Below are 21,551 nucleotides of genomic sequence, written 5' to 3'. Positions count from 1 at the left end.
CATGCGCGCCCTATCTCACGCCGCCTACTTCGTCGAGATGTCGATATCGCCGAAATACTTGCGGCCCAGCGCCTGCACGGTGCCGTCGGCCTTGAGCTGCTCGATGGCCGCATCGAGGCGCGCCTTCAGCGCCGCATCTCCCTTGCGCAAGCCGAAGCCGATGCCGTCGCCGAGGATCCGGTCGTCGCGCACCGGCGCGCCGACGAAGGCGAAACCCTTGCCGTCGGGCCGCGACAGGAATCCGCGCTGGCCGGCCGGCGCGAGCACCAGGGTGCCGTCCAGGCGCCCCGAAACCAGGTCGGCATAGACCTGGTTCTGGTCCTGGTAGGAGACGATCGACACATCCGCGTTGGCCCAGTGCGCGTTCGCGTAGGTTTCCTGGATGGAGCCCTGCAGCACGCCGATGCGCTTGCCCTTCAGCGATTCCGGCGTCGGCAGCAAACCGCTGCTCGCGCGCGCGATCAGCTGGGTCGGCACGCGATAGATGATGGTGGTGAAGGCGATCGCCTGGCGACGCTGCGGCGTCGCGTTCATGGCCGAGTTGATGGCGTCGAACTTGCGCCCCTGCAGGGCCGGGATCAACCCGTCGAACGAGGTCTCCACCCACTTGCAGTCGAGCTTCGCGATGCGGCACACGGCATTGCCGACGTCGATGTCGAAGCCCTGCAGCGAGCCGTCGGCCGCCTTCGATTCGAACGGCGCGTATTGCGCCTCGACGCCGAAGCGCAGGTTCTGCGCATCGGCCGCCCGGGCGCCACCCGTGAGGCTCATGGCAGCCGTCGCGCCGAGCGCGCAGGCGAACGCGCTGACGCGCCGCCGGTTCCATCCAGTCATGCTGATCTCCTTGCAGTCTGCGGGATTCGGATCAGAGCGCGCGCAGCCGACGCGCGCCCTCGACGAGCGTCGCGTCGTCCTTGGCGAAGCTCAGGCGTATCACGCCGGTCTCGGTGCCGTCCGCGTAGAACGCGGACAGCGGGATGGTGGCGACGCGCGCCTCGCGAATCAGGCGCAGCACGAAATCGCTGTCGCGCTCGTCGCAGACACGGCGAAAGCGCGCCAGCATGAAGAAGCTGCCCTCGCTGGGCAGCAGCTCGAAGCGCGAATCGGCCAGCTCGCGCGCCAGCAAGTCGCGCTTGGCCTGGTAGAAGGCCGACAGCCCCAGGTAGCTGGCCGGATCGGCCAGCGCCTCGGCGAAGGCGATCTGCATGGGCGTATCGGCCGAGAACACCATGAACTGGTGAACCTTGCGGATCTCGTCCATCAGCGCGGCCGGCGCCAGGCAATAGCCGACGCGCCAGCCCGTCACGTGGAAGGACTTGCCGAACGAGGAGACGATCACACTGCGCTCGGCCAGCGCCGGGCGGCTCGCCATGCCGAGGTGGCGCGCGCCGTCGAACACCACGTGCTCGTAGACCTCGTCGGACAGGATCACGATGCCGGTGTCGCGCGTGAGCCGCTCGAGCCGCGCGAGATCGTCGGCGCCGAAAATGGTGGCGGTGGGGTTGTGCGGGGTGTTGACGATGATCATCCGCGTGCGCGGCGTGAGCGCGGCCGCCACCTCCTCCCAGTCGATCCGGAAGGTTTCCGGCGAGAGCTTGATGGCCACGGGCACGGCGCCCTGCATGCGCACGATCGGCGCGTAGCTGTCGAACGAGGGCTCGAAATAGATCACCTCGTCGCCGGGATGCACCAGCGCGCTGATCGCGGCGTACAGGCCCTCGCTGGCGCTGGCCAGCACGGTGATCTCGCTGCCGGGGTCGTAGCGCGCGCCGCCCAGGCTCTCGGTCTTCAGCGCCAGCGCCTCGCGCAGCGCCAGCACGCCCGGCATCGGCGCGTACTGGTTGTGGCCGTCGCGCATCGCGCGCGCCACGCCCTCGACCAGCGCCGGATCGGGCGCGAAGTTGGGCGCGCCCTGCGAGAGATTGAGGGCATCGTGTTCGGCGGCCAGCTTGCCGATCACGCTGAAGATCGTGGTGCCCACGTCGGGCAGCTTGGAGCGGGGCGCGAGAGCGCTCTGCATGGGGGACATCTCCTGCGGCGGAACCGGGCCGCGCCGACGCGGCGGCGGCCATACCAGGCGATTTAGCCGGAGACAAATTCCCCCCGCAATCGAATCCTCTGCATGGCCGCCATGAGGAAATTGCATGGCTGACCTGCGCGACGCCATCCCGCGTCGCCAGGCTCCGCAGCGGGGCCGGCATGAAAAAACCGGCCGGCCGGCACGTCGTGACAACGTGCCGACCGGCCGGTCCGGTCCCGCGAGCCGCCCGGGCGGTCAAGCCGCCAGGGCCGCGAGGCTTACTTGCCGCCGATGCTCTTGAGCGGCTTCCACTCGCCCTTCTCGACCTTGTACATCGTGATGCCGCCGTTCTTCAGGTCGCCGCGCGAATCGTAGGCGATATGCGTCGAGGTCACGCCGGCCATGTCGGTCTGCGCCAGCACCGGCAGGTACTTGGCCGGATCGGTCGAGTTCGCCTTCTTCATCGCGTTGAACATCGCCATCGCGCCGTCGTAGGCGTACGGCGAGTAGGTCTGCACGTCCTCGCCGAAGCGCTTCTTGTACTTGTCGGCGTAGGTCTTGCCGCCCGGCATGTCGTTCAGCGGCAGGCCGGCCAGCGAGGCGATGGTGCCTTCCGAGGCGTCGCCGGCGATCTTCAGGAAGGTCGGCGTGTGGACCATTTCACCGCCCATCAGCGGCGCCGTGAGGCCCAGCGACTTCATCTGCTTGACCATCGGCGCGGCTTGCGAATCGGCGCCGCCGTAGTAGACCAGGTCCGGCTTGGCGGCCTTCAGCTTGGTCAGGATCGCCTTGAAGTCGACGGCCTTGTCGTTGGTGAACTCGCGATCGACGATGGTCGCGCCGGCTGCCTTGGCGGCCTTCTCGAACTGGTCGGCCAGGCCCTGGCCGTAGGCGGTGCGATCGTCGACGATGGCGATCTTCTTCATGCCGAGATCCTTCACCGCGAAGGCGCCCGCGACCGAGCCCTGCTGCGTGTCGGAGGTCATCATCCGGAAGGTCGTCTTGTAGCCCTGCGTGGTGTACTCCGGCGCCGTCGCCATGGCGATTTCCGGGATGCCGGCGTTCGCGTAGATGCGCGAGGCCGGGATCGTGGTGCCCGAGTTGAAGTGGCCGAGCATGCCCTTGATGCCGTCGTCGACGAGCTTCTGCGCGACCGTGGTACCCGTGCGCGGGTCGGCCTGGTCGTCCTGCGTATCGAGCACGAAGGTCACCGGCTTGCCGCCGATCACGGGCTTCGTCGCGTTGAAGTCCTCGATCGCCAGCACGATGCCGTTCTGCATGTCCTTGCCGTAATGCGCCTGCGCTCCCGTCATCGGTGCCGCGAAGCCGATCTTCACGTCATCCGCGTACGCGGTCCCCGCCAGCGACATGACCGCAACGAACGTCGCGCCTGCCACTTTTTTCATCGTGTGTTGCATTAGCTTCTCCTAATACCAGGGTAAATGGAGCGGCTTCGGGTTTGCCGTGCCGCTTCCGTTTCGTCATGCCAACCAGCCGGGATCGCTCAGCCGATCGTCATCAGGTTCGCGTTACCGCCCGCCGCCGCGGTGTTCACGCTGACCGAGCGCTCGGTCAGCAGGCGTTCCAGCGCGTAATCCTCGTCGCCGTTCTCGAAGGCGCCGGCCGCCACGCCCTGCACCGAGACGATCGGGCCGGGACGTTGCGAGACCTCCTTCACCAGCGCCAGCAATTCATCGCTGTCGCCCTCGAACAGCACCGCGTCGAAGCTCGCGTCGGCCTGCTTGCGCACCGTCGCGTGGCCCTTCAGCGAGGCCGGCAGCGCGGCGGCCAGCGCCTCGCCGGCGGCGCCCGCGAACAGCGCGCGGTTGCCGGTGGCCAGCACCGAGGCGAACTGCGCACGCGCGCCGCGCGCGGTGGCCGCGATGCAGAGCACCGTGCCGCGCGGGCCGAGCGTGTAGGTGTTGCGCTCGCCGGTCGGGCCGGGCAGCACCGCGGTCGCGCCAGCCAGCACGCGCGACAGGTAGCCTTCGCAGCGCGCGGCCAGCGCGGCCTCGCGCTGTTCGATCAGCCAGTCGCGCAACGCGGCCAGGGCCGACGCCGGATTATCACCCGACTCGCCCTCCACCGGCGCATCCACCACCAGCGAGGCCTCCAGCGACTTCGGCAGGCCCGCCGGGCGCGTGGCAAGCAGGCGCTGCAGGTAGAGCGCGCCGCCGGCCTTGGGACCGGTACCGGACAGTCCCTCGCCGCCGAACGGCTGCACGCCCACCACGGCGCCCACCACGTTGCGGTTCACGTAGATGTTGCCGACATGGGCGCGGCCGATCACATGGGCGATGGTTTCGTCGATGCGCGTATGGATGCCGAGCGTGAGGCCGTAGCCGGTCGCGCGCACCTGCTCGAGCAGCTTGTCGAGCGCGCTGCGGCGGTAGCGCACCACGTGCAGCACGGGGCCGAACACCTCGCGCTTGAGCTCGTCGATGCTGGCGATCTCGATCAGCGTGGGCGGCACGAAGGTGCCCTGCGCGCAGCCATCCGGCATCGGCAGCTGGGTGACCTGGTGGCCCTTTTCCTTCATCGCGGCCACGTGGGCATCGATGCCGCGCTTGGCGTCGGCGTCGATCACCGGGCCGACGTCGGTCGAGAGGCGGTCGGGATTGCCGAGCGCGAGCTCGTGCATGGCGCCCTTGAGCATGGTCAGCGTGCGGTCGGCCACGTCGTCCTGCAGGCAGAGCACGCGCAGCGCCGAGCAGCGCTGGCCGGCCGAGTCGAAGGCCGAGTTCAGCACGTCGGCCACCACCTGCTCGGCCAGCGCGGACGAATCCACGATCATCGCGTTCTGGCCGCCGGTTTCGGCGATCAGCGGGATCGGCTTGCCGTCCGGGTCCAGGCGTGCGGCCAGCACCTTGTTGATCAGGCGCGCCACCTCGGTCGAGCCGGTGAACATCACCGCGCGCGTGCGCGGATCGCCCACCAGCGCGGCGCCGACCGTCTCGCCGTCGCCCGGCAGCAGTTGCACCGCGCCGGCCGGCACGCCGGCCTCGCGCAGGATGCGCACGGCCTGCGCGGCGATCAGCGGAGTCTGCTCGGCGGGCTTGGCCAGCACCGTGTTGCCGGCGGCCAGCGCGGCCGCCACCTGGCCCATGAAGATCGCCAGCGGGAAGTTCCAGGGGCTGATGCAGACCACCGGGCCGAGCGGGCGATGCGTGTCGTTGGAGAACTCGTCGCGGATCTGCGCCGAGTAGTAGCGCAGGAAGTCGATCGCCTCGCGGATCTCGGCCACCGCGTTCGGCAGCGACTTGCCGGCCTCGCGGATCACCAGGCCCATCAGCGTGTGCATCTGCGCCTCGAGCAGGTCGGCGGCGCGCGCCAGGCAGTCGGCGCGATCCTCGACCGGCGTGGCCTGCCAGATCGGCGCGGCCGACACCGCATGCGCGAGCGCGGCACTGACCTGCTCGGGCGTCGCCTCGCTGACGGTGCCGACCACGTCGCGCAGGTCGGCCGGGTTGCGGACCTCGCGCGCCGGCGCGTCGGACAAGGCCTCGTCGGCCAGCAGCGGCGCGGCGCGCCACGGATGATGCGCGCTCGTCAGCAGTGCCGAGGACAGCGAGGCGAGACGATGCTCGTTCGACAGGTCGAGGCCCATCGAGTTGGCGCGCGAATCGCCGTAAAGCTGGCGCGGCAGCGGGATCTTCGCGTGCGGCGCGCCGAGCGGGACGATCCTGGCGGCTTCCTCGACCGGGTCGGCCACCAGGTCCTTCACGGCCACCGCCTTGTCGGCGATGCGGTTCACGAAGGAGGTGTTGGCGCCGTTCTCGAGCAGGCGGCGCACCAGGTAGGCGAGCAGGGTTTCGTGGGTGCCGACCGGCGCGTAGACGCGGCACGGGCGGTTCAGCTTGTCGCGGCCGGTCACTTCCTCGTACAGCGGCTCGCCCATGCCGTGCAGGCACTGGAACTCGTACTGGCCCGGGTAGTAGTTCTGGCCGGCCAGGTGGTAGATCGCCGAGAGCGTGTGCGCGTTGTGCGTGGCGAACTGCGGATAGACCGCGTCGGGCGCGCCGAGCAGCTTCTTGGCGCAGGCCAGGTAGGACACGTCGGTGTAGATCTTGCGCGTGTAGACCGGGTAGCCCTCCAGGCCGTCGACCTGGGCGCGCTTGATTTCGGAGTCCCAATAAGCGCCCTTCACCAGGCGGATCATCAGGCGGTGACGGCTGCGGCGCGCCAGGTCGATCAGGTAGTCGATCACGAACGGGCAGCGCTTCTGGTAAGCCTGCACCACGAAGCCGATGCCGTTCCAGCCGGCCAGGTCCGGATCGAAGCAGAGCGCCTCGAGCAGGTCGAGCGAGAGCTCCAGGCGGTCCGCTTCCTCGGCGTCGATATTGAGGCCGATGTCGTAGCGGCGCGCCAGCAGGGCCAGCGCGCGCACGCGCGGCAGCAGTTCGCTGATGGTGCGGTCCTGCTGCGCGCGCGAATAGCGCGGATGCAGCGCGGACAGCTTGATCGAGATGCCCGGGCCTTCGTAGATGCCGCGGCTGCCGGCGGCCTTGCCGATCGCGTGGATCGCCTGCTCGTAGGAGGCGTAGTAGCGCTGCGCATCCTCCTCGGTGGTGGCGGCCTCGCCGAGCATGTCGTAGGAATAGCGGAAGCCGCGCGCCTCGTACTTGCGGCTGTTGGCCAGCGCCTCCGAGATCGTCTCGCCGGTCACGAACTGCTCGCCCATCAGGCGCATCGCCATGTCGACGCCCTTGCGGATCAGCGGTTCGCCGCCGCGGCCGATCAGGCGCGTGAGCGCGGAGGACAGCCCGGCCTCGCTGTTGGTGGTGACCAGCTTGCCGGTGATCATCAGCCCCCAGGTGGCCGCGTTGACGAACAGCGAGGGCGCGTGGCCGACGTGCGAGCGCCAGTCGCCCTTGCTGATCTTGTCGCGGATCAGCGCGTCGCGCGTGGCGCGATCGGGGATGCGCAGCAGCGCCTCGGCCAGGCACATCAGCGCCACGCCTTCCTGGCTCGACAGCGAGAATTCGTGGATCAACCCTTCGACGCCGCCGCCGGAGCTCTTGCTGCGCAGCGTCTCGACCAGCTTGGCGGCCAGGTTCTGCGCGTCGGTCGACAGGTTCGCGCTCAGGCGGGCCTGGCCGATCAGGAAGGGCACGCACTCGGGCTCGGGGCGACGATAGGCGGCCGTGATCGCGGCGCGCAGCACCGATTGCGGCTGCACGCTCTGCGCGAATTCGAGGAACGGGTGGGGCGCGCCGTCGTCGTTGTCGGCATGGCTGTCGGCGAGTTCGGCGAAACCGCTGCGACCCGACAGCTCGGCCGGAAGCTGGCCGTGCTCGATCTTCTCGAGGTACGCGAAGATCGCTTGCTTGATCAGCCAGTGGGGGGTGCGCTCCAGGCGCGCGGCGGCGTCCTTCAGACGCGAACGGAGCAGATCGTCGACTTTGACGCCTAGGGTGGTGCTTGCCATGATTCCTTGTGTGCCGGTACTTGGCCGGCGGTCGCGTGGATAAGACTCGCGGAATCCTATGCCACACAATAAAAAGGTGCAACCGAATCGCGAGTTCGGTTGCACCTTTGCAAAATACTTTGGAATCAATGCATTAGAGCATCGCAACCGGTCCACGCCAAGCACCAGGGTGATCGGTATTTTCCCTTAGGACGGGTGAGCGCCTGGCGCGGTTTTTTCGGCGCACCGGAATGGGGAATTGGCGTTTCGGGGAGTACCGCGCACGGCGGCGAGGCGAGTGCTCGCTACGCGGTGATCGGTCTCGCGCCTTGCCTGTCGTGGGTTCCTGTTTGATTCCGGTGTATCGCGAAGCAGGCGAAATGTGGGCCCATGGCAGCATCGAAGGCACCCGGCGCGACCCGGAAACGTCCGAAAAGCCCGCTGGTTGCACCACTTCGATGCATGCGCTCCCGTCGCGCAAACCGGCTCGGGAAGGCCTTGGCGGCGCGCCGCTCAGATGTCGAGCGGGTCCACCTCGACGCTCCAGCGCAACACGCCCTTCAGTTCGCGCAGCCGCGGTTGCCACGCCGCCAGCACGTGTTGCAACACTGCGCGCGAGGCGCTTTCCACCAGCAGTTGCGCGCGGTGCACATGGAGCACCTTCACGATCGTCATCGGCACGGCGTCGTAGACGGTCACGCGCTCGGCGCCGGGCAGCGCCGCCAACTCGGCCGCGCCCGCCTGCAGGAAGGCCAGCGCGGCTTCCAGGGTGCGCCCCTCGGCGCGCAGCAGGGCCTGGTAGACGAAGGGCGGCAGATGCGCGTCGCGGCGCTCGGCCAGCGTCGAGCCGGCGAAGCCGACGTAATCGTGCCGCGCCAGCGCGTGATAGAGCGCGTGGCGCGGATAACGCGTCTGGATCAGCACGTCGCCGGGCAGCCCGGCGCGGCCCGCGCGGCCGCTGACCTGCATCAGCTGCGCGAACAGGCGCTCGGTGGCGCGGAAGTCGTGCGAGAACAGGGCGGTATCGGCATTGAGCACGCCGACCAGCGAGACGCGCCGGAAGTCGTGCCCCTTGGCGATCATCTGGGTGCCCACCAGGATATCGACCTCGCCGGCATGGACGTCGGAGAACAGCGCCTCGGCGCTGCCCTTGCGGCGCGTGCTGTCGGCGTCGATGCGCAGGATCCGCGCGCCCGGCACCGCCTCGGCGAGCGTCTCCTCGACGCGCTGCGTGCCGCGCCCGAGCGGCGCGATATCGACATTGCCGCACTCGGGGCAGTTGTGCGGGATCCGCGATTCCCAGCCGCAATGGTGGCAGCGCAGCGCGCGCTCGGGCTTGTGCAGCACCACGTAGGCGCTGCAGCGCGGGCAGCCGGCCACCCAGCCGCAGGCGTCGCAGGCCAGCGCCGGCGCGTAGCCGCGCCGATTCAGGAAGATCAGGCTCTGCTCGCCGCGTTCGAGCCGGCCCTTGAGCGCGGCCACCAGCGGCCCCGACAAGCCGCCGATCGAGGCCCGGCCGCGCCGCCGCTCCTCCTCCAGGTCAACCAGCCTGACGGTGGGCAGCACCGCGTCGGCCACCGCGCGACGCGACAGCGTGAGCCGCGTGTAGCGGCCCTGCTCGGCCTGCCACCAGCTTTCCAGCGAGGGCGTGGCCGAGCCCAGCACCACCGGAATCTCGAGCCGCTTGGCGCGCCATACCGCGAGGTCGCGCGCCGAGTAGCGCAGGCCTTCCTGCTGCTTGTAGGCGGGCTCGTGCTCCTCGTCGACCACGATCATCGCCAGCGACGGCAGCGAGGCCAGCACCGCCAGGCGCGTGCCAAGCACGATGCGCGCGCGGCCGGTATGCGCGGCGAGCCAGTGTCGCGCGCGCTCGCCCTCGGCCAGCCCGCTGTGCAGCGTGACGATCGCGCCGGGCGGCAGCACCGCGGCGAAGCGCGCGCGGAACGCGGCCTCGAACTGCGGCGTCAGGTTGATCTCGGGCACCAGCACCAGCGCCTGCGCCTCGGGTCGCGTGGACAGCAGCGCCGCCAGCGCGCGCAGGTAGACCTCGGTCTTGCCGCTGCCCGTCACGCCGTGCAGCAGGAAGGGCGCGAAGCCGCGCGCGGCCTCGATCGCCTCCAGCGCGTCGGCCTGCTCGGCGGTGAGAGCCGGCGGCACAGGCGCGACGATCGAGTTATCCACCGCTTGTCCACCGACGTCGGCCGCGGCGATCTCGATGCAGGCGGCCCAGCCCGCCTCGCACCAGGCGTCGAGCGTCGCCTGCGCCTTGGGATGCAGCGCGCGCAGTTCGGGCAGGGGGAGGGAGGGGTTGTCGAGCAGCGCCTGCGCGAGCCGGCGCAGTGCCGCGGCGCGCGCGGGCAGCACATCGGGCAGGGCCTCGCGGCCTGCGGGCGAGAGCTGGTAGCGGATCTCGGGCGCCAGCAGGCGGCCCCAGCGCTCGGCGTCGCGCAGCGCCTGCGGCAGTGCCGGCAGGGCAACCTCGCCGCGGCCGCGCTGGTAGTAATCGGCCGCGAAATCGACCAGGTCGAGCCAGTCGCCGGCCAGCGGCGGCAGTTCGGCGCAGATCGCGGCGACCTCGCGCAGGCGATTCTCGGGCACCTCGGTGTGAGTGGCGACTTCGCAGATAAGCCCCACCACCAGCCGCTTGCCGAACGGCACCAGCGCCAGCATGCCGACGCGCGGCGGCAGCGCGCCGCGATAGCGGTAATCGAATAGCGTCGCTAAAGGATGATCGAGCGCGACGCGCACGTAGAGGGCTTCGCTCATCGGCCGCCCGGCGCGCCGGCAGGCGCGATCGACGGCCGGCGCATGGCCGGCGACGCGAAGTTAAAGTAAAACATCACTTTCGGCGCTAAGTTTCGGATTCTCATTAAGAATCAGTGGAAGCCGATCCTTCCTGTGGATAACTTTGTTGAGAACTCGTGCTTGACTGTCCCGGAATGGCTTCCCCGCGTGCCGATCACTGCTTTTTGATACATCGGAGTCCTTGTCGCCGAGCCTTATCCAGCAAGGCTGCTATCCGATTTCCGGCGCAATAGCGTGGACGTTTTGTCGACGCGGCGCTCTACCGCGCCGCAACGTGCAAAATGTGTATAAGTCAAGTCTTGACAAGCCGGGAAGTGCCGATCGACGGGCGCTTGCGCCCCGATTCGCCCGGCCGGCGCAAACCGGAATCGCTGCGACGCAGCATCCCGGCTTCGATTCGACGCGCCGATCAGGCCTTGTCCTGCCCGCGCCAGATAGCCCGCGCGAGCCGATGGAAAGCCGCGCCAACGCGCCGCCCGCGCGACTTCCTCAGCCCAGCGAACCCGCGCGCAGCGTGCGGCTATGGCGATGCACCTCGTCGACCAGCTCGGCGACGCTTTCCGGCGGCGTGAACTGCGAGATGCCGTGGCCGAGGTTGAACACATGGCCGGGATGGTTGCCGTAGCTGTCGAGCACCGCGCGCGCTTCCATGCGGATCGTCGCCGGCGGCGCGAACAGGATGTTCGGGTCGAGGTTGCCTTGCAGGGCCACCGCGCCGTTCACGCGCTCGCGCGCGCGGCCGAGGTTGACGGTCCAGTCCAGGCCCACCGCGTCGACGCCGCTGGCGGCGATCTCCTCGAGCCACAGCCCGCCGCCCTTGGTGAAGGTGATCACCGGCACCTGCTCACCGTCGTGCTGGCGCTTGAGCTTGGCCACCACGCGACGGATCGGGTCCAGCGAGAGGCGCTGGTAGGCGCCGTCGGCCAGCGTGCCGCCCCAGGTGTCGAAGATCATCACGGCCTGCGCGCCGGCTTCGATCTGCGCGTTCAGGTAGGCGGCCACCGCATCCACGTTGACGTCGAGGATCCGCTGCATCAGGTCCGGCCGCGCATAGGCCATCGACTTCACGGTACGGAAATCGTCCGAGCCGCCGCCCTCGACCATGTAGCAGGCGAGCGTCCAGGGGCTGCCCGAGAAGCCGATCAACGGCACCCGCTGGCGCCCCTGCGCGTCGGTCAGCGCGCGGCGGATCTCGCGCACCGCGTCGGTCACGTAGCCCAGCGTCGCGCCGATGTCGGGCACGGCCAGCCGCGCCACGTCGGCCTCGGTGCGCACCGGGCTGGCGAACTTCGGCCCCTCGCCGGCCTGGAACTCGAGGCCCAGGCCCATCGCGTCGGGGATCGTCAGGATGTCGGAGAACAGGATCGCGGCGTCGAGCGGGTAGCGTTCGAGCGGCTGCAGCGTCACCTCGGTCGCGTAGTCGGGATTCTTCGCCAGGCCCAGGAAACTGCCGGCGCGCGCGCGCGTGGCGTTGTACTCGGGCAGGTAACGGCCTGCCTGGCGCATCAGCCAGATCGGCGTGTAGTCGGTCGGCTCGCGACGCAGCGCGCGCAGGAAGGTGTCGTTGAGCAGGTTATGAGCCACGGTATGAGCGACGAAGCAGGTGCAAACGCGCATTCTACCGGAGCCGCCCGCCGCCGGCGGCGCGACGGCTTCGCGGGACCGGCGCGCGCCGCTATCATCGGGGACCGATGCGCGCCGCCCGTGCCCCGGAGCCGGCGCCGCATTCCAGCACTCGCCACCAGAAAACCCCGTTTGGAGACATCGATGATCCCGGCCCTCATTCCGGCGCGCTTCCGTGCACGCGCAGTCGCGTCCTGCCTTGGCTTTGGCATCGCCTGCGTGGGCGCCACGGCCTTCGCGGCCAGCCCCGCCGCGCCCGGCGCCGAGCCGATCGCCAACGCGGCCAGCGCGGCGCCCGCCGCCGCCTCGCGGCTCGACGAAGTGCTCGCGCGCGGCGTGCTGCGCGTGTGCACCACCGGCGACTACCGCCCTTATTCGTATTACCGGCCCGACGGTCGCTTCGAGGGCATCGACATCGACCTGGCCGAATCGCTGGCGCGTTCGCTGAAGGTGCGCACCGAGTACGTGAAGACCAGTTGGCGCGCGCTCACCGACGATTTCGTGGCGCGCTGCGATATCGCCGTCGGCGGCATCTCCACCACGCTCGATCGCCAGCAACGCGCCTTCTTCACGCGCCCGACCATGCAGGACGGCAAGACGCCGATCGTGCGCTGCGCCGACGTGGGGCGCTACCAGAGCGTCGCCCAGATCGACCAGCCGGCCACGCGCGTGATCGTCAACCCGGGCGGCACCAACGAGCGTTTCGCCAGGCAGTACCTGGGCCACGCGCAACTGAGCGTGCATCCCGACAATGTGACGATCTTCCGGGAGATCCTCGACGGCCGCGCCGACGTGATGGTCACCGATGCCTCGGAAACGCTCTGGCAGCAGAAGCTCAATCCCGGGCTCTGCTCGGTCCACCCCGAGCAGCCGTTCCAGTTCGGCGAGAAGGCCTACATGGTTCCGCGCGGCGACGTGGTGTTCCAGCAATACGTCGACCAGTGGCTGCATCTGGCCCGCGAGACCGGCGAATTCCAGGCCGTGACGGACAAATGGCTCAAATAGGGGCGCGGCCGGCGTTTCGGTGTCTTACGACGCGGCGCGCCGGTTACACCCGGAGCGGCAAGGCTTACCGGGCCGGGTAGTCCGCCCGGCCATCGGTGCCGCTGCCGGGCCCGGCGGGGCAGCGAACCGGCCCGCAAGACGGCAGGAAGTCGGCTGTAGCCGGATTGATGCACCATCGCGAGGATATTCGTCCGGGAAATCGGGGATTATCCGAATGCAGGAAATACCAGTTTTGCCGGCTTGTCGGCCTTATTCTGGCGTTTGGCGAAAACACAAAAAAACACACAAAATGATGACCGGAAAATACGGTAAAAAGACCCCGCTTTAAACTCCGACAGAAAGTAAAAAATCCCGGAGAGCCTTATCTGACGGGCGTTACAACCTGATACACTTTGTTACCGCCAGTCCCGATCAATTCGCCCACAATGGCTCTCACGGTTTCAACACGGATGCGGTCTTTCTTGTGCCTTGTGTGAGCGGATACGAAGCACGCTGAATAGTCCGTCGGTCTCGTACCGAATCCCTTCCCAGGGGCATCCTTGTTGGAATCGTGATCGGCCCACGCCGATTGCTTCCACCTTTGGTCTCCTCGCGCTAACCCCGTAGCGTGTGGTTTTTAGCGGGCTAATAAGCCCGCTTTTTTTCGTCCATAGAAAACGCAAACGCTTCCGCGTCAGGCCGTTTTCTGCTCCGTCAGCCGCAGTTCGTCGATCATCGCGTCGCGCATCACGAACTTCTGCACCTTGCCGGTCACCGTCATCGGCAACGCCTCCACGAATCGCACGTAGCGCGGCACCTTGTAGTGGGCAATCTGCCCGCGGCAGAAGTCGCGCAGTTCCTCCTCGTCCATCGCCTCGCCGGCACGCAGCACGATCCACGCGCACACTTCCTCGCCGTACTTCGGATCGGGCACGCCGAACACCTGCGCGCTCTGAATCTTCGGGTGACGAAACAGGAATTCCTCGATCTCGCGCGGATAGATGTTCTCGCCGCCGCGGATCAGCATGTCCTTGAGGCGCCCGACGATGTTGCAGAAGCCTTCCTCGTCGAAGGTGGCCAGGTCGCCCGTGTGCATCCAGCCGTCGACGATCGCGCGCCGCGTGAGCGCCTCGTCGCCCCAGTAGCCCGCCATCACCGCGTAACCGCGCGTGCAGAGTTCGCCGGTGGCGCCGACCGGCACGATCGCGCCCTCGGCGTCGACGATCTTCGCCTCCAGGTGCGGCTGGATCCGGCCGACCGTGGTGGTGCGCTTCTCCAGCGTGTCGTCGGTGGTGCTCTGGAACGAGACGGGGCTGGTTTCGGTCATGCCGTAGGCGATGGTGACCTCGGCCATGTGCATCTCGGCCACCACGCGCTTCATGGTCTCGATCGGGCAGGGCGAGCCGGCCATGATGCCGGTGCGCAGCGTGCCGAGGTCGAAGCGCTTGAATTCGGGGTGGTCGAGCTCGGCGATGAACATGGTCGGCACGCCCTGCAGCGCCGTGCAGCGTTCGGCCTCGACGGCGGCCAGGGTGGCGAGCGGATCGAAGGCGGCGCCGGGAAACACCATCTTCGCGCCGACCGACACGCTGGCCAGCACCGACAGCACCATGCCGAAGCAGTGATAGAGCGGCACCGGAATGCACAGCGCGTCCTGTTCGGTGAGCCGCATCACCCGCGCGATCGCGCGCGCGTTGTTGACCACGTTGCGATGCGTGAGAGTCGCGCCCTTCGGGCTGCCGGTGGTGCCGCTGGTGAACTGGATATTGATGGGATCGGTGTCGGCCAGGCCCGCGCCGAGCACGTCGAGGCCCGCGTGCCCGCGCAGCGTGCGCCCGTGCGCGAGCACGTCGTCGAAGCGCAGCATGCCGGCCGGCGGCGCCTCGCTCATCGACACCACCGCGCGCAGCGCGGGCAGGCGCGCCGCATGCAGGGCGCCCGGCGCGCAATCGTCGAGCTCGGGCGCGAGCGTGCGCAGCATCTGGGTGTACTGCGAGCTCTTGAACGAATCGGCCGCCACCAGCATCTTGCAGCCGACCAGGTTCAGCGCGTATTCGAGCTCGGCGAGCCGGTAGGCGGGGTTGATGTTGACCAGGATCGCGCCGATGCGCGCGGTCGCGAACTGCGTGAGCAGCCACTCGACGCGATTCGGCGCCCAGATGCCGACGCGCTCGCCCGGCGCGATGCCGAGCTCGATCAACGCCGCGGCCAGCGCATCGACCTCGTCGCCGAACTCGCGCCAGCTCCAGCGCACGTCCTGCTCGCGGAATACCACGGCCGGCCGATCGGGGAAACGCGCGATGGCGGCGGCCAGGAAATGGCCGATGGTGTCGTGGCTGAGCGGCACGTCGGTCGCGCCTCGCACGTAGGAAAGGCCGTCGTGCGGCACGATTCCCGCGGGGCGGCCGCCCCGGCCAGCCTGGTCGCCCGGATTCGAAGCCTGGTTTGCCGTCGTCGTCATTGCCATCTCCGAGTAGGTGCGGTGAGCCGGCTCATTCTGCACCGGCTGACAATCGGCTGACATCGGGGTTAGCGCGGCCCGCGTCTCGCGGCAGCAGCAACGGCGGGGCGAAAACCCGGACGAAAAAAAAGCAGCCCGGAGGCTGCTTCTTCCTGCCGGTGCACGAGGCACCGACGCTTCAGTTCTTGCTGCGGATCTTGGCAAGACGCTGGATAGCCTCGAGCTGCGCCATCGCCGTGGCGAGTTCCGACTGCGCCTTCGCGAGGTCGATATCCGACTTCGCGTTCTGCAGCGTTTCCTCGGCACGACGCTTCGCTTCCTCGGCCTTCGCGGCGTCGAGATCCCGGCCGCGAATCGCGGTGTCGGCGAGCACGGTCACGGCGCCCGGTTGCACTTCGAGAATGCCGCCGGCGACGAACACGAATTCGTCCTGACCGCCTTCCGATTCGATGCGCACCGCGCCCGGACGAATCCGGGTGATGAGCGGCGTGTGGCCGGGCAGAATGCCCAGCTCACCCGATTCGCCCGGCAGCGCGACGAACTTCGCCTGGCCCGAGAAGATTTCCTCTTCCGCGCTGACGACGTCTACTTTGATGGTTGCCATATGGACTCCTGTCGACGGACCCCGGCGCTGGCGCGCCGCTGCCCGTCCCATGCACGGCAGGTCGAGCGTGTTGCAGGCAGCGCGCCTCGCGCAAGCGCTCCAGCCGAAATCGACCGAAGCACCGGCGCAGGCGGCACGCGCCTGCCACTCACCCTGACCTTACTGGATCTTCTTGGCCTTCTCGAAGGCTTCGTCGATCGTGCCGACCATGTAGAACGCCTGTTCCGGCAGGTGGTCGCACTCGCCTTCGACGATCATCTTGAAGCCACGGATCGTTTCCTTCAGCGGCACGTACTTGCCCGGCGCGCCCGTGAACACTTCCGCGACGTGGAACGGCTGCGACAGGAAGCGCTGGATCTTCCGTGCGCGGGCGACCGTCTGCTTGTCTTCCGGCGACAGTTCGTCCATGCCCAGGATTGCGATGATGTCGCGCAGTTCCTTGTAGCGCTGCAGCGTCTGCTGCACGCCGCGCGTGATCGTGTAGTGCTCTTCGCCGATCACGTTCGGGTCGATCTGGCGCGAGGTCGAGTCGAGCGGATCGACGGCCGGGTAGATACCCAGCGAGGCGATGTCACGCGACAGCACGACGGTGGCGTCCAGGTGGCCGAAGGTGGTGGCCGGCGACGGATCGGTCAAGTCATCCGCCGGAACGTACACGGCCTGCACGGACGTGATCGAGCCGGTCTTGGTCGACGTGATGCGTTCCTGCAGCTTGCCCATTTCCTCGGCCAGCGTCGGCTGGTAACCCACCGCCGACGGCATCCGGCCCAGCAGTGCCGACACTTCGGTACCGGCCAGCGTGAAACGGTAGATGTTGTCGACGAAGAACAGCACGTCGAGGCCTTCGTCACGGAAGTGCTCGGCCATCGTCAGGCCGGTCAGCGCCACGCGCAGACGGTTGCCCGGCGGCTCGTTCATCTGGCCGTAGACCAGCGCGACCTTGTCCAGCACGTTGGAGTCCTTCATCTCGTGGTAGAAGTCGTTCCCTTCACGGGTACGCTCGCCCACGCCCGCGAACACGGAGTAACCGCCGTGTTCCTTCGCGATGTTGTTGATGAGCTCCATCATGTTGACGGTCTTGCCCACGCCGGCGCCGCCGAACAGGCCGACCTTGCCGCCCTTGGCGAACGGGCAGACCAGGTCGATCACCTTGATGCCGGTTTCGAGCAGTTCGGTCGACGGCGACAGTTCGTCGAACGCCGGTGCCTTCTGGTGGATCGAGCGCTGATGCTCGCTCTCGATCGGGCCGGCCTCGTCGATCGGACGACCCAGCACGTCCATGATGCGGCCGAGGGTCGGCTTGCCGACCGGCACCGAGATCGGCTTGCCGGTGTTCTTCACCGCCACGCCGCGGCGCAGGCCGTCGGAGGCACCTAGACAGATGGTGCGGACGATGCCGTCACCCAGCTGCTGCTGGACTTCGAGCGTCAGTTCCGAGCCATCCAGAGTGAGCGCGTCGTAGATCTTCGGCATGCTGTCGCGCGGGAATTCCACGTCGATAACGGCGCCGATGCACTGTACGATCTTGCCTTCTACCAAAGCAGTAGTACTCATCGCTTTTCCTTTCAATACCTGATTCTTTACTCGCGCAAGGGCGCAGTTTCGAGGCAACGGTCGCTGAGCCGCTTACACCGCGGCGGCACCGCCGACGATCTCCGACAGCTCCTTCGTGATCGCGGCCTGCCGGCTCTTGTTGTACGACAGCTGAAGCTCGCTGATCACGGTCTTCGCATTGTCGGACGCAGCCTTCATCGCGACCATTCGCGCCGATTGCTCGGACGCCATGTTTTCCGCCACTGCCTGGTAAACCAGCGCCTCGACGTAGCGCACCAGCAGCTCGTCGACCACCGCCTGCGCATCCGGTTCGTAGATGTAGTCCCACGAGGTCTTGGGCGTACCGTCCGCGCCGTTCTCGAAGTGCTCGGCCGACAGCGGCAGCAGCTGCTCGATCACCGCTTCCTGCTTCATCGTGTTGATGAAGCGCGTGTAGGCGATGTAGACGGCCGACAGCTTGCCTTCCGAGTACGCGTCGAGCTGCACCTTCACGGCGCCGATCAACTTGTCCAGGTGCGGCGTATCGCCGAGCTGGACGACCTGCGAGACCACCTTGCCGCCGACGCGGTTCAGGAAGCCGAGGCCCTTGTTGCCGATCGCGGTGGCCTCGAACTTCTGGCCCTGCTTCTCGAGCTCCTTCAGCTTGCTCACCGTCGTGCGCAGCACGTTGGTGTTCAGGCCGCCGCACAGACCCTTGTCGGTCGTGACGAGAATCAGGCCAGCCGTCTTCGATTCCTCGTTCGCCACCATGAACGGGTGGCGGTATTCCGGGTTCGCGCGGCTCATGTGCGCGGCGATCGCGCGGACCTTGTCGGCATAGGGACGGGCCGCGCGCATGCGTTCCTGCGCGCGGCGCATCTTCGATGCCGCGACCATTTCCATCGCCTTGGTGATCTTGCGCGTGTTCTGCACGCTCTTGATCTTGCCGCGGATTTCCTTCATTCCAGCCATTGCTTGCTCCTTGACCGAAGCGATGCCTCAGCGCTCACGCGCCTGGCATCGCCTCGAGGTATCCCTCGCGGATCAATAGGCGCCCGACTTCTTGAAGGACTTCAGCGCTTCGTGCAGCGCGCCGTCGTCTTCCTTCGACAAAGCCTTGGTGTCTTCGATACGCTTGATCAGGTCGGCGTGGCTGGTCTTCAGGTACTCGCGCAGGCCCTTCTCGAAGGCGAGCACGTCCTTCACCTCGACGTCGTCGAGATAGCCGTTGTTCGCCGAGAACAGCGCGACGGCCAGTTCCCAGACCTGCAGCGGCTGGTACTGCGGCTGCTTGAGCAGTTCCGTGACGCGGCGGCCGCGCTCGAGCTGCTTGCGCGTGGCGGCATCCAGGTCCGAGGCGAACTGCGCGAAGGCAGCCAGCTCGCGGTACTGCGCCAGGTCGGTACGGATACCGCCCGAGAGCTTCTTCACGACGTTGGTCTGCGCGGCGCCACCGACTCGCGACACCGACACGCCGGCGTTGATTGCCGGACGAATGCCCGCGTTGAACAGGTCGGTTTCCAGGAAGATCTGGCCGTCCGTGATCGAGATCACGTTGGTCGGCACGAAGGCCGTGACGTCGCCTGCCTGCGTTTCGATGATCGGCAGGGCCGTCAGCGAACCGGTCTTGCCCTTCACTTCGCCGTTCGTGAACTTCTCGACGTACTCTTCCGAGACGCGCGCGGCGCGCTCGAGCAGACGCGAGTGGAGATAGAACACGTCCCCGGGATAGGCTTCGCGGCCCGGCGGGCGGCGCAGCAGCAGCGAGATCTGGCGATAAGCCCAGGCTTGCTTGGTCAGATCGTCATAGATGATCAGGGCGTCTTGACCGCGATCGCGGAAGTATTCGCCCATCGTGCAGCCGGCATACGGCGCGAGGTACTGCATCGCGGCCGAATCCGAAGCCGAGGCCGACACCACGATGGTGTATTCCATCGCGCCGGTTTCCTCGAGCTTGCGCACCACGTTCATGATCGACGAAGCCTTCTGGCCGATCGCGACGTAGATACAGACGAGGTCCTTGCCCTTCTGGTTGATGATCGTGTCGAGCGCCACGGCGGTCTTGCCGGTCTGGCGGTCGCCGATGATCAGCTCGCGCTGGCCGCGGCCGATCGGCACCATCGCGTCGATCGACTTCACGCCGGTCTGCACCGGCTGCGACACGCCATGACGCCAGATCACGCCCGGAGCGATCTTCTCGATCGCGTCGGTGGCCTTGGCGTTGACGGGGCCCTTGCCGTCGATCGGGTTGCCGAGCGCATCGACCACGCGGCCGATCAGTTCGGGACCGACCGGCACTTCCAGAATGCGACCCGTCGTCTTGACGATGTTGCCTTCGGAGATGTGGCCGTAGTCGCCCAGGATCACCGCGCCGACCGAGTCGCGCTCGAGGTTCAGCGCGAGGCCGAAGGTGTTGCCCGGGAATTCGAGCATTTCGCCCTGCATCACGTCCGACAGGCCGTGGATGCGCACGATGCCGTCCGTCACGGAGATCACGGTGCCCTGGTTGCGAACGTCCGCGCTCGCTTCAAGGCCCTGGATCCGGCTCTTGATCAGCTCGCTGATCTCAGAGGGATTGAGTTGCATATTCGCTCCTGATGTTCAATTCTGTTGCGTGCCGGCTGCGGCGCTCAGGCGGTCAGTGCGCTTTGCATGCTGACCAGCCGCGCGCGCACCGAGGTGTCGAGCACTTCGTCGCCGACCGTCACGCGCACGCCGCCGATCAACGACGGGTCGACCTCGACCGTCGGCTTCAGCTTGCGTGCGAATTTCCGTTCGAGGCTCGCGAGCAGCTCGGCGAGCGGCGCGCCTTCGAGCGGAAACGCGCTGACGATCTGCACGTCGGCGGCGCCTTCGCGCGCATTCTTCAGCGCCTCGAATTGCACGGCGATCTCCGGCAGCAACACGGTGCGGTGATTGTCGACCAGCATCCGCACGAAGTTCTTCGCTTCCGTGCCGCTCGCCAGCGGCGACTTCACCGCGGCAATCAGCAGTTCGACGACCTGTTCGCGCCCGACCTTCGGGCTGGACGCGACGGACTGGACTTCGGGCAGTTGCGCAACCTGGGCCAGCTCCTTGACGAGGGTGGACCAGGCGGCGACGTCACCAGCCTCGGCCACGCGAAACAGCGCTTCTGCGTAAGGGCGGGCGATGGTTGCAAATTCGGCCATGATCAGAGCTCGGCTTTCAGTTGATTCAGCAGTTCGGCGTGGGCCGCCTGGTCGACTTCGCGCTTCAGGATCTGTTCGGCGCCCTTGACGGCCAGCGTCGCGACATCCGCGCGCAGCAGTTCACGGGCCTTCACGATTTGCTGTTCGGCGTCGGCCTTCGCCTGGGCGACGATGCGGGCCGCTTCGGCCTGCGCGTTCGCCTTGATTTCGTCCGCGACGGCGATCGCGCGCTTTTCGGCGTCGGCGATGCGTTGCTGTCCGTCGGTGCGGGCTTGCGCGAGCTCCTGGTCAGCGGCCTTGTGCGCCGCTGCGAGTTCCGCCTTGCCCTTTTCCGCTGCGGCGAGACCGTCGGCAATCTTCTTCGCGCGTTCGTCGAGTGCGTTGATCAGCGGCGGCCACACGAACTTCATCGTGAACCACGCGAGGATCAGGAACACGACCATTTGCGCAAACAGGGTTGCGTTGAGATTCACGGTGTTTCCTTAGTCTGCTATCCGGGAAAAAGAAACGGTAAGGCGCTCATCGAGTTGCATCCGATCAGCGCCCGGTCTCCGTTCCGCCCTGCGCCCGCCATGCGGGCGCAATATTTCCGGGGAACCTTAGCCTGCGAGCTTCGACAGGAGCGGGTTCGCGAACGCGAACAGCATCGCCACGCCAACACCGATCAGGAATGCCGCGTCGATCAGGCCAGCCAGCAGGAACATCTTGGTTTGCAGCGGGTTGATCAGCTCGGGCTGACGTGCGCAGGCTTCGATGTACTTGCCACCCATCAGGCCGATACCGATACAGGCGCCGACGGCACCCAGGCCGATGATGATGCCGATACCGATAGCGGTCAGACCCTGGATGTTGGCGATGAAAGCTTGCATGATCACTCCTATGTGAAAAGACTTGGAACTAGAGATTTAAAAACGAAAAACGAAGACTCTTCTACCGGACGCCCG

15 protein-coding genes are annotated in these 21,551 nt (G+C 67.4%); 1 reads left to right on the top strand and 14 read right to left on the bottom strand.

The genetic code is table 11. The features are described 5' to 3' along the window. Positions 1–24 precede the first annotated feature (24 nt). The 6 genes from FB600_RS19595 to hemE all read right to left on the bottom strand — a co-directional run bounded on the left by FB600_RS19595 (position 25) and on the right by hemE (position 11,816). Positions 25–834, bottom strand: coding sequence for an ABC transporter substrate-binding protein (locus FB600_RS19595; protein ID WP_373421869.1), 810 nt, complete (start codon positions 832–834; stop codon positions 25–27). Positions 835–865: 31 nt separating this feature from the next. Then, positions 866–2,020, bottom strand: a complete 1,155-nt coding sequence (locus tag FB600_RS19590) for a pyridoxal phosphate-dependent aminotransferase (protein WP_098153469.1) — start codon at positions 2,018–2,020, stop codon at positions 866–868. Positions 2,021–2,298: 278 nt separating this feature from the next. Next, entirely contained in the window at positions 2,299–3,438 is a 1,140-nt protein-coding gene (locus tag FB600_RS19585; protein ID WP_013696183.1) for a branched-chain amino acid ABC transporter substrate-binding protein, read from the bottom strand. Positions 3,439–3,524: 86 nt separating this feature from the next. Continuing rightward, on the bottom strand, positions 3,525–7,448 hold the full coding sequence (gene putA, locus FB600_RS19580; protein ID WP_145757269.1) for a trifunctional transcriptional regulator/proline dehydrogenase/L-glutamate gamma-semialdehyde dehydrogenase: 3,924 nt from the start codon (positions 7,446–7,448) through the stop codon (positions 3,525–3,527). 492 nt (positions 7,449–7,940) lie between these two features. Next, on the bottom strand, positions 7,941–10,193 hold the full coding sequence (locus FB600_RS19575) for a primosomal protein N' (RefSeq protein WP_145757270.1): 2,253 nt from the start codon (positions 10,191–10,193) through the stop codon (positions 7,941–7,943). Between the two features lie 528 nt (positions 10,194–10,721). Next, complete coding sequence (gene hemE, locus FB600_RS19565; protein ID WP_025097722.1) at positions 10,722–11,816, bottom strand: uroporphyrinogen decarboxylase; 1,095 nt, start codon at positions 11,814–11,816, stop codon at positions 10,722–10,724. A 183-nt stretch (positions 11,817–11,999) separates the two neighbouring features. Here hemE and FB600_RS19560 point away from each other — a divergent pair, with 183 nt between their 5' ends. Continuing rightward, complete coding sequence (locus FB600_RS19560) at positions 12,000–12,860, top strand: transporter substrate-binding domain-containing protein (RefSeq protein ID WP_098181437.1); 861 nt, start codon at positions 12,000–12,002, stop codon at positions 12,858–12,860. A 673-nt stretch (positions 12,861–13,533) separates the two neighbouring features. Here the strand turns inward: FB600_RS19560 and FB600_RS19550 are convergent. The 8 genes from FB600_RS19550 to atpE form a co-directional block, all read right to left on the bottom strand. Beyond that, positions 13,534–15,300 (bottom strand): AMP-binding protein, encoded by a 1,767-nt coding sequence (locus FB600_RS19550; RefSeq protein ID WP_164467505.1) that lies wholly within the window; start codon positions 15,298–15,300, stop codon positions 13,534–13,536. A 178-nt stretch (positions 15,301–15,478) separates the two neighbouring features. Further along, complete coding sequence (locus tag FB600_RS19545) at positions 15,479–15,904, bottom strand: F0F1 ATP synthase subunit epsilon (RefSeq protein ID WP_013696176.1); 426 nt, start codon at positions 15,902–15,904, stop codon at positions 15,479–15,481. Positions 15,905–16,063: 159 nt separating this feature from the next. Beyond that, a complete protein-coding gene (atpD, locus tag FB600_RS19540) occupies positions 16,064–17,458 on the bottom strand; it encodes a F0F1 ATP synthase subunit beta (protein ID WP_017917924.1) in 1,395 nt (464 codons plus the stop codon). 72 nt (positions 17,459–17,530) lie between these two features. Continuing rightward, the gene (atpG, locus tag FB600_RS19535) at positions 17,531–18,409 is read right to left on the bottom strand and encodes a F0F1 ATP synthase subunit gamma (RefSeq protein ID WP_013696174.1); all 879 of its coding nucleotides are present in this window, start codon (positions 18,407–18,409) and stop codon (positions 17,531–17,533) included. Between the two features lie 72 nt (positions 18,410–18,481). Beyond that, a complete protein-coding gene (atpA, locus tag FB600_RS19530) occupies positions 18,482–20,023 on the bottom strand; it encodes a F0F1 ATP synthase subunit alpha (protein WP_036048690.1) in 1,542 nt (513 codons plus the stop codon). Positions 20,024–20,067: 44 nt separating this feature from the next. After that, on the bottom strand, positions 20,068–20,607 hold the full coding sequence (locus FB600_RS19525; protein WP_046580205.1) for a F0F1 ATP synthase subunit delta: 540 nt from the start codon (positions 20,605–20,607) through the stop codon (positions 20,068–20,070). Positions 20,608–20,609: 2 nt separating this feature from the next. Next, positions 20,610–21,080: a F0F1 ATP synthase subunit B gene (locus FB600_RS19520; RefSeq protein ID WP_013696171.1), complete on the bottom strand. Its 471-nt coding sequence runs from the start codon at positions 21,078–21,080 to the stop codon at positions 20,610–20,612. A 126-nt stretch (positions 21,081–21,206) separates the two neighbouring features. After that, a complete protein-coding gene (gene atpE / locus FB600_RS19515) occupies positions 21,207–21,476 on the bottom strand; it encodes a F0F1 ATP synthase subunit C (RefSeq protein WP_013696170.1) in 270 nt (89 codons plus the stop codon). Positions 21,477–21,551: the final 75 nt, after the last annotated feature.

It is taken from the genome of Burkholderia sp. SJZ089, assembly GCF_007828315.1.
Classification (GTDB): domain Bacteria; phylum Pseudomonadota; class Gammaproteobacteria; order Burkholderiales; family Burkholderiaceae; genus Burkholderia; species Burkholderia gladioli.
The sequence above is the reverse complement of the archived record's forward strand: the minus strand, read 5'-3'. Positions and strand labels throughout refer to the sequence as shown.

Bases quoted from the DNA above. Each gene is read 5' to 3' on its own strand.
- FB600_RS19595 (WP_373421869.1), bottom strand. From the start codon at position 834: ATGACTGGATGGAACCGGCGGCGCGTCAGCGCGTTCGCCTGCGCGCTC.
- FB600_RS19590 (WP_098153469.1), bottom strand. From the start codon at position 2,020: ATGCAGAGCGCTCTCGCGCCCCGCTCCAAGCTGCCCGACGTGGGCACC.
- FB600_RS19585 (WP_013696183.1), bottom strand. From the start codon at position 3,438: ATGCAACACACGATGAAAAAAGTGGCAGGCGCGACGTTCGTTGCGGTC.
- putA (WP_145757269.1), bottom strand. From the start codon at position 7,448: ATGGCAAGCACCACCCTAGGCGTCAAAGTCGACGATCTGCTCCGTTCG.
- FB600_RS19575 (WP_145757270.1), bottom strand. From the start codon at position 10,193: ATGAGCGAAGCCCTCTACGTGCGCGTCGCGCTCGATCATCCTTTAGCG.
- FB600_RS19560 (WP_098181437.1), top strand. From the start codon at position 12,000: ATGATCCCGGCCCTCATTCCGGCGCGCTTCCGTGCACGCGCAGTCGCG.
- FB600_RS19550 (WP_164467505.1), bottom strand. From the start codon at position 15,300: ATGACGACGACGGCAAACCAGGCTTCGAATCCGGGCGACCAGGCTGGC.
- FB600_RS19545 (WP_013696176.1), bottom strand. From the start codon at position 15,904: ATGGCAACCATCAAAGTAGACGTCGTCAGCGCGGAAGAGGAAATCTTC.
- atpD (WP_017917924.1), bottom strand. From the start codon at position 17,458: ATGAGTACTACTGCTTTGGTAGAAGGCAAGATCGTACAGTGCATCGGC.
- atpG (WP_013696174.1), bottom strand. From the start codon at position 18,409: ATGGCTGGAATGAAGGAAATCCGCGGCAAGATCAAGAGCGTGCAGAAC.
- atpA (WP_036048690.1), bottom strand. From the start codon at position 20,023: ATGCAACTCAATCCCTCTGAGATCAGCGAGCTGATCAAGAGCCGGATC.
- FB600_RS19525 (WP_046580205.1), bottom strand. From the start codon at position 20,607: ATGGCCGAATTTGCAACCATCGCCCGCCCTTACGCAGAAGCGCTGTTT.
- atpE (WP_013696170.1), bottom strand. From the start codon at position 21,476: ATGCAAGCTTTCATCGCCAACATCCAGGGTCTGACCGCTATCGGTATC.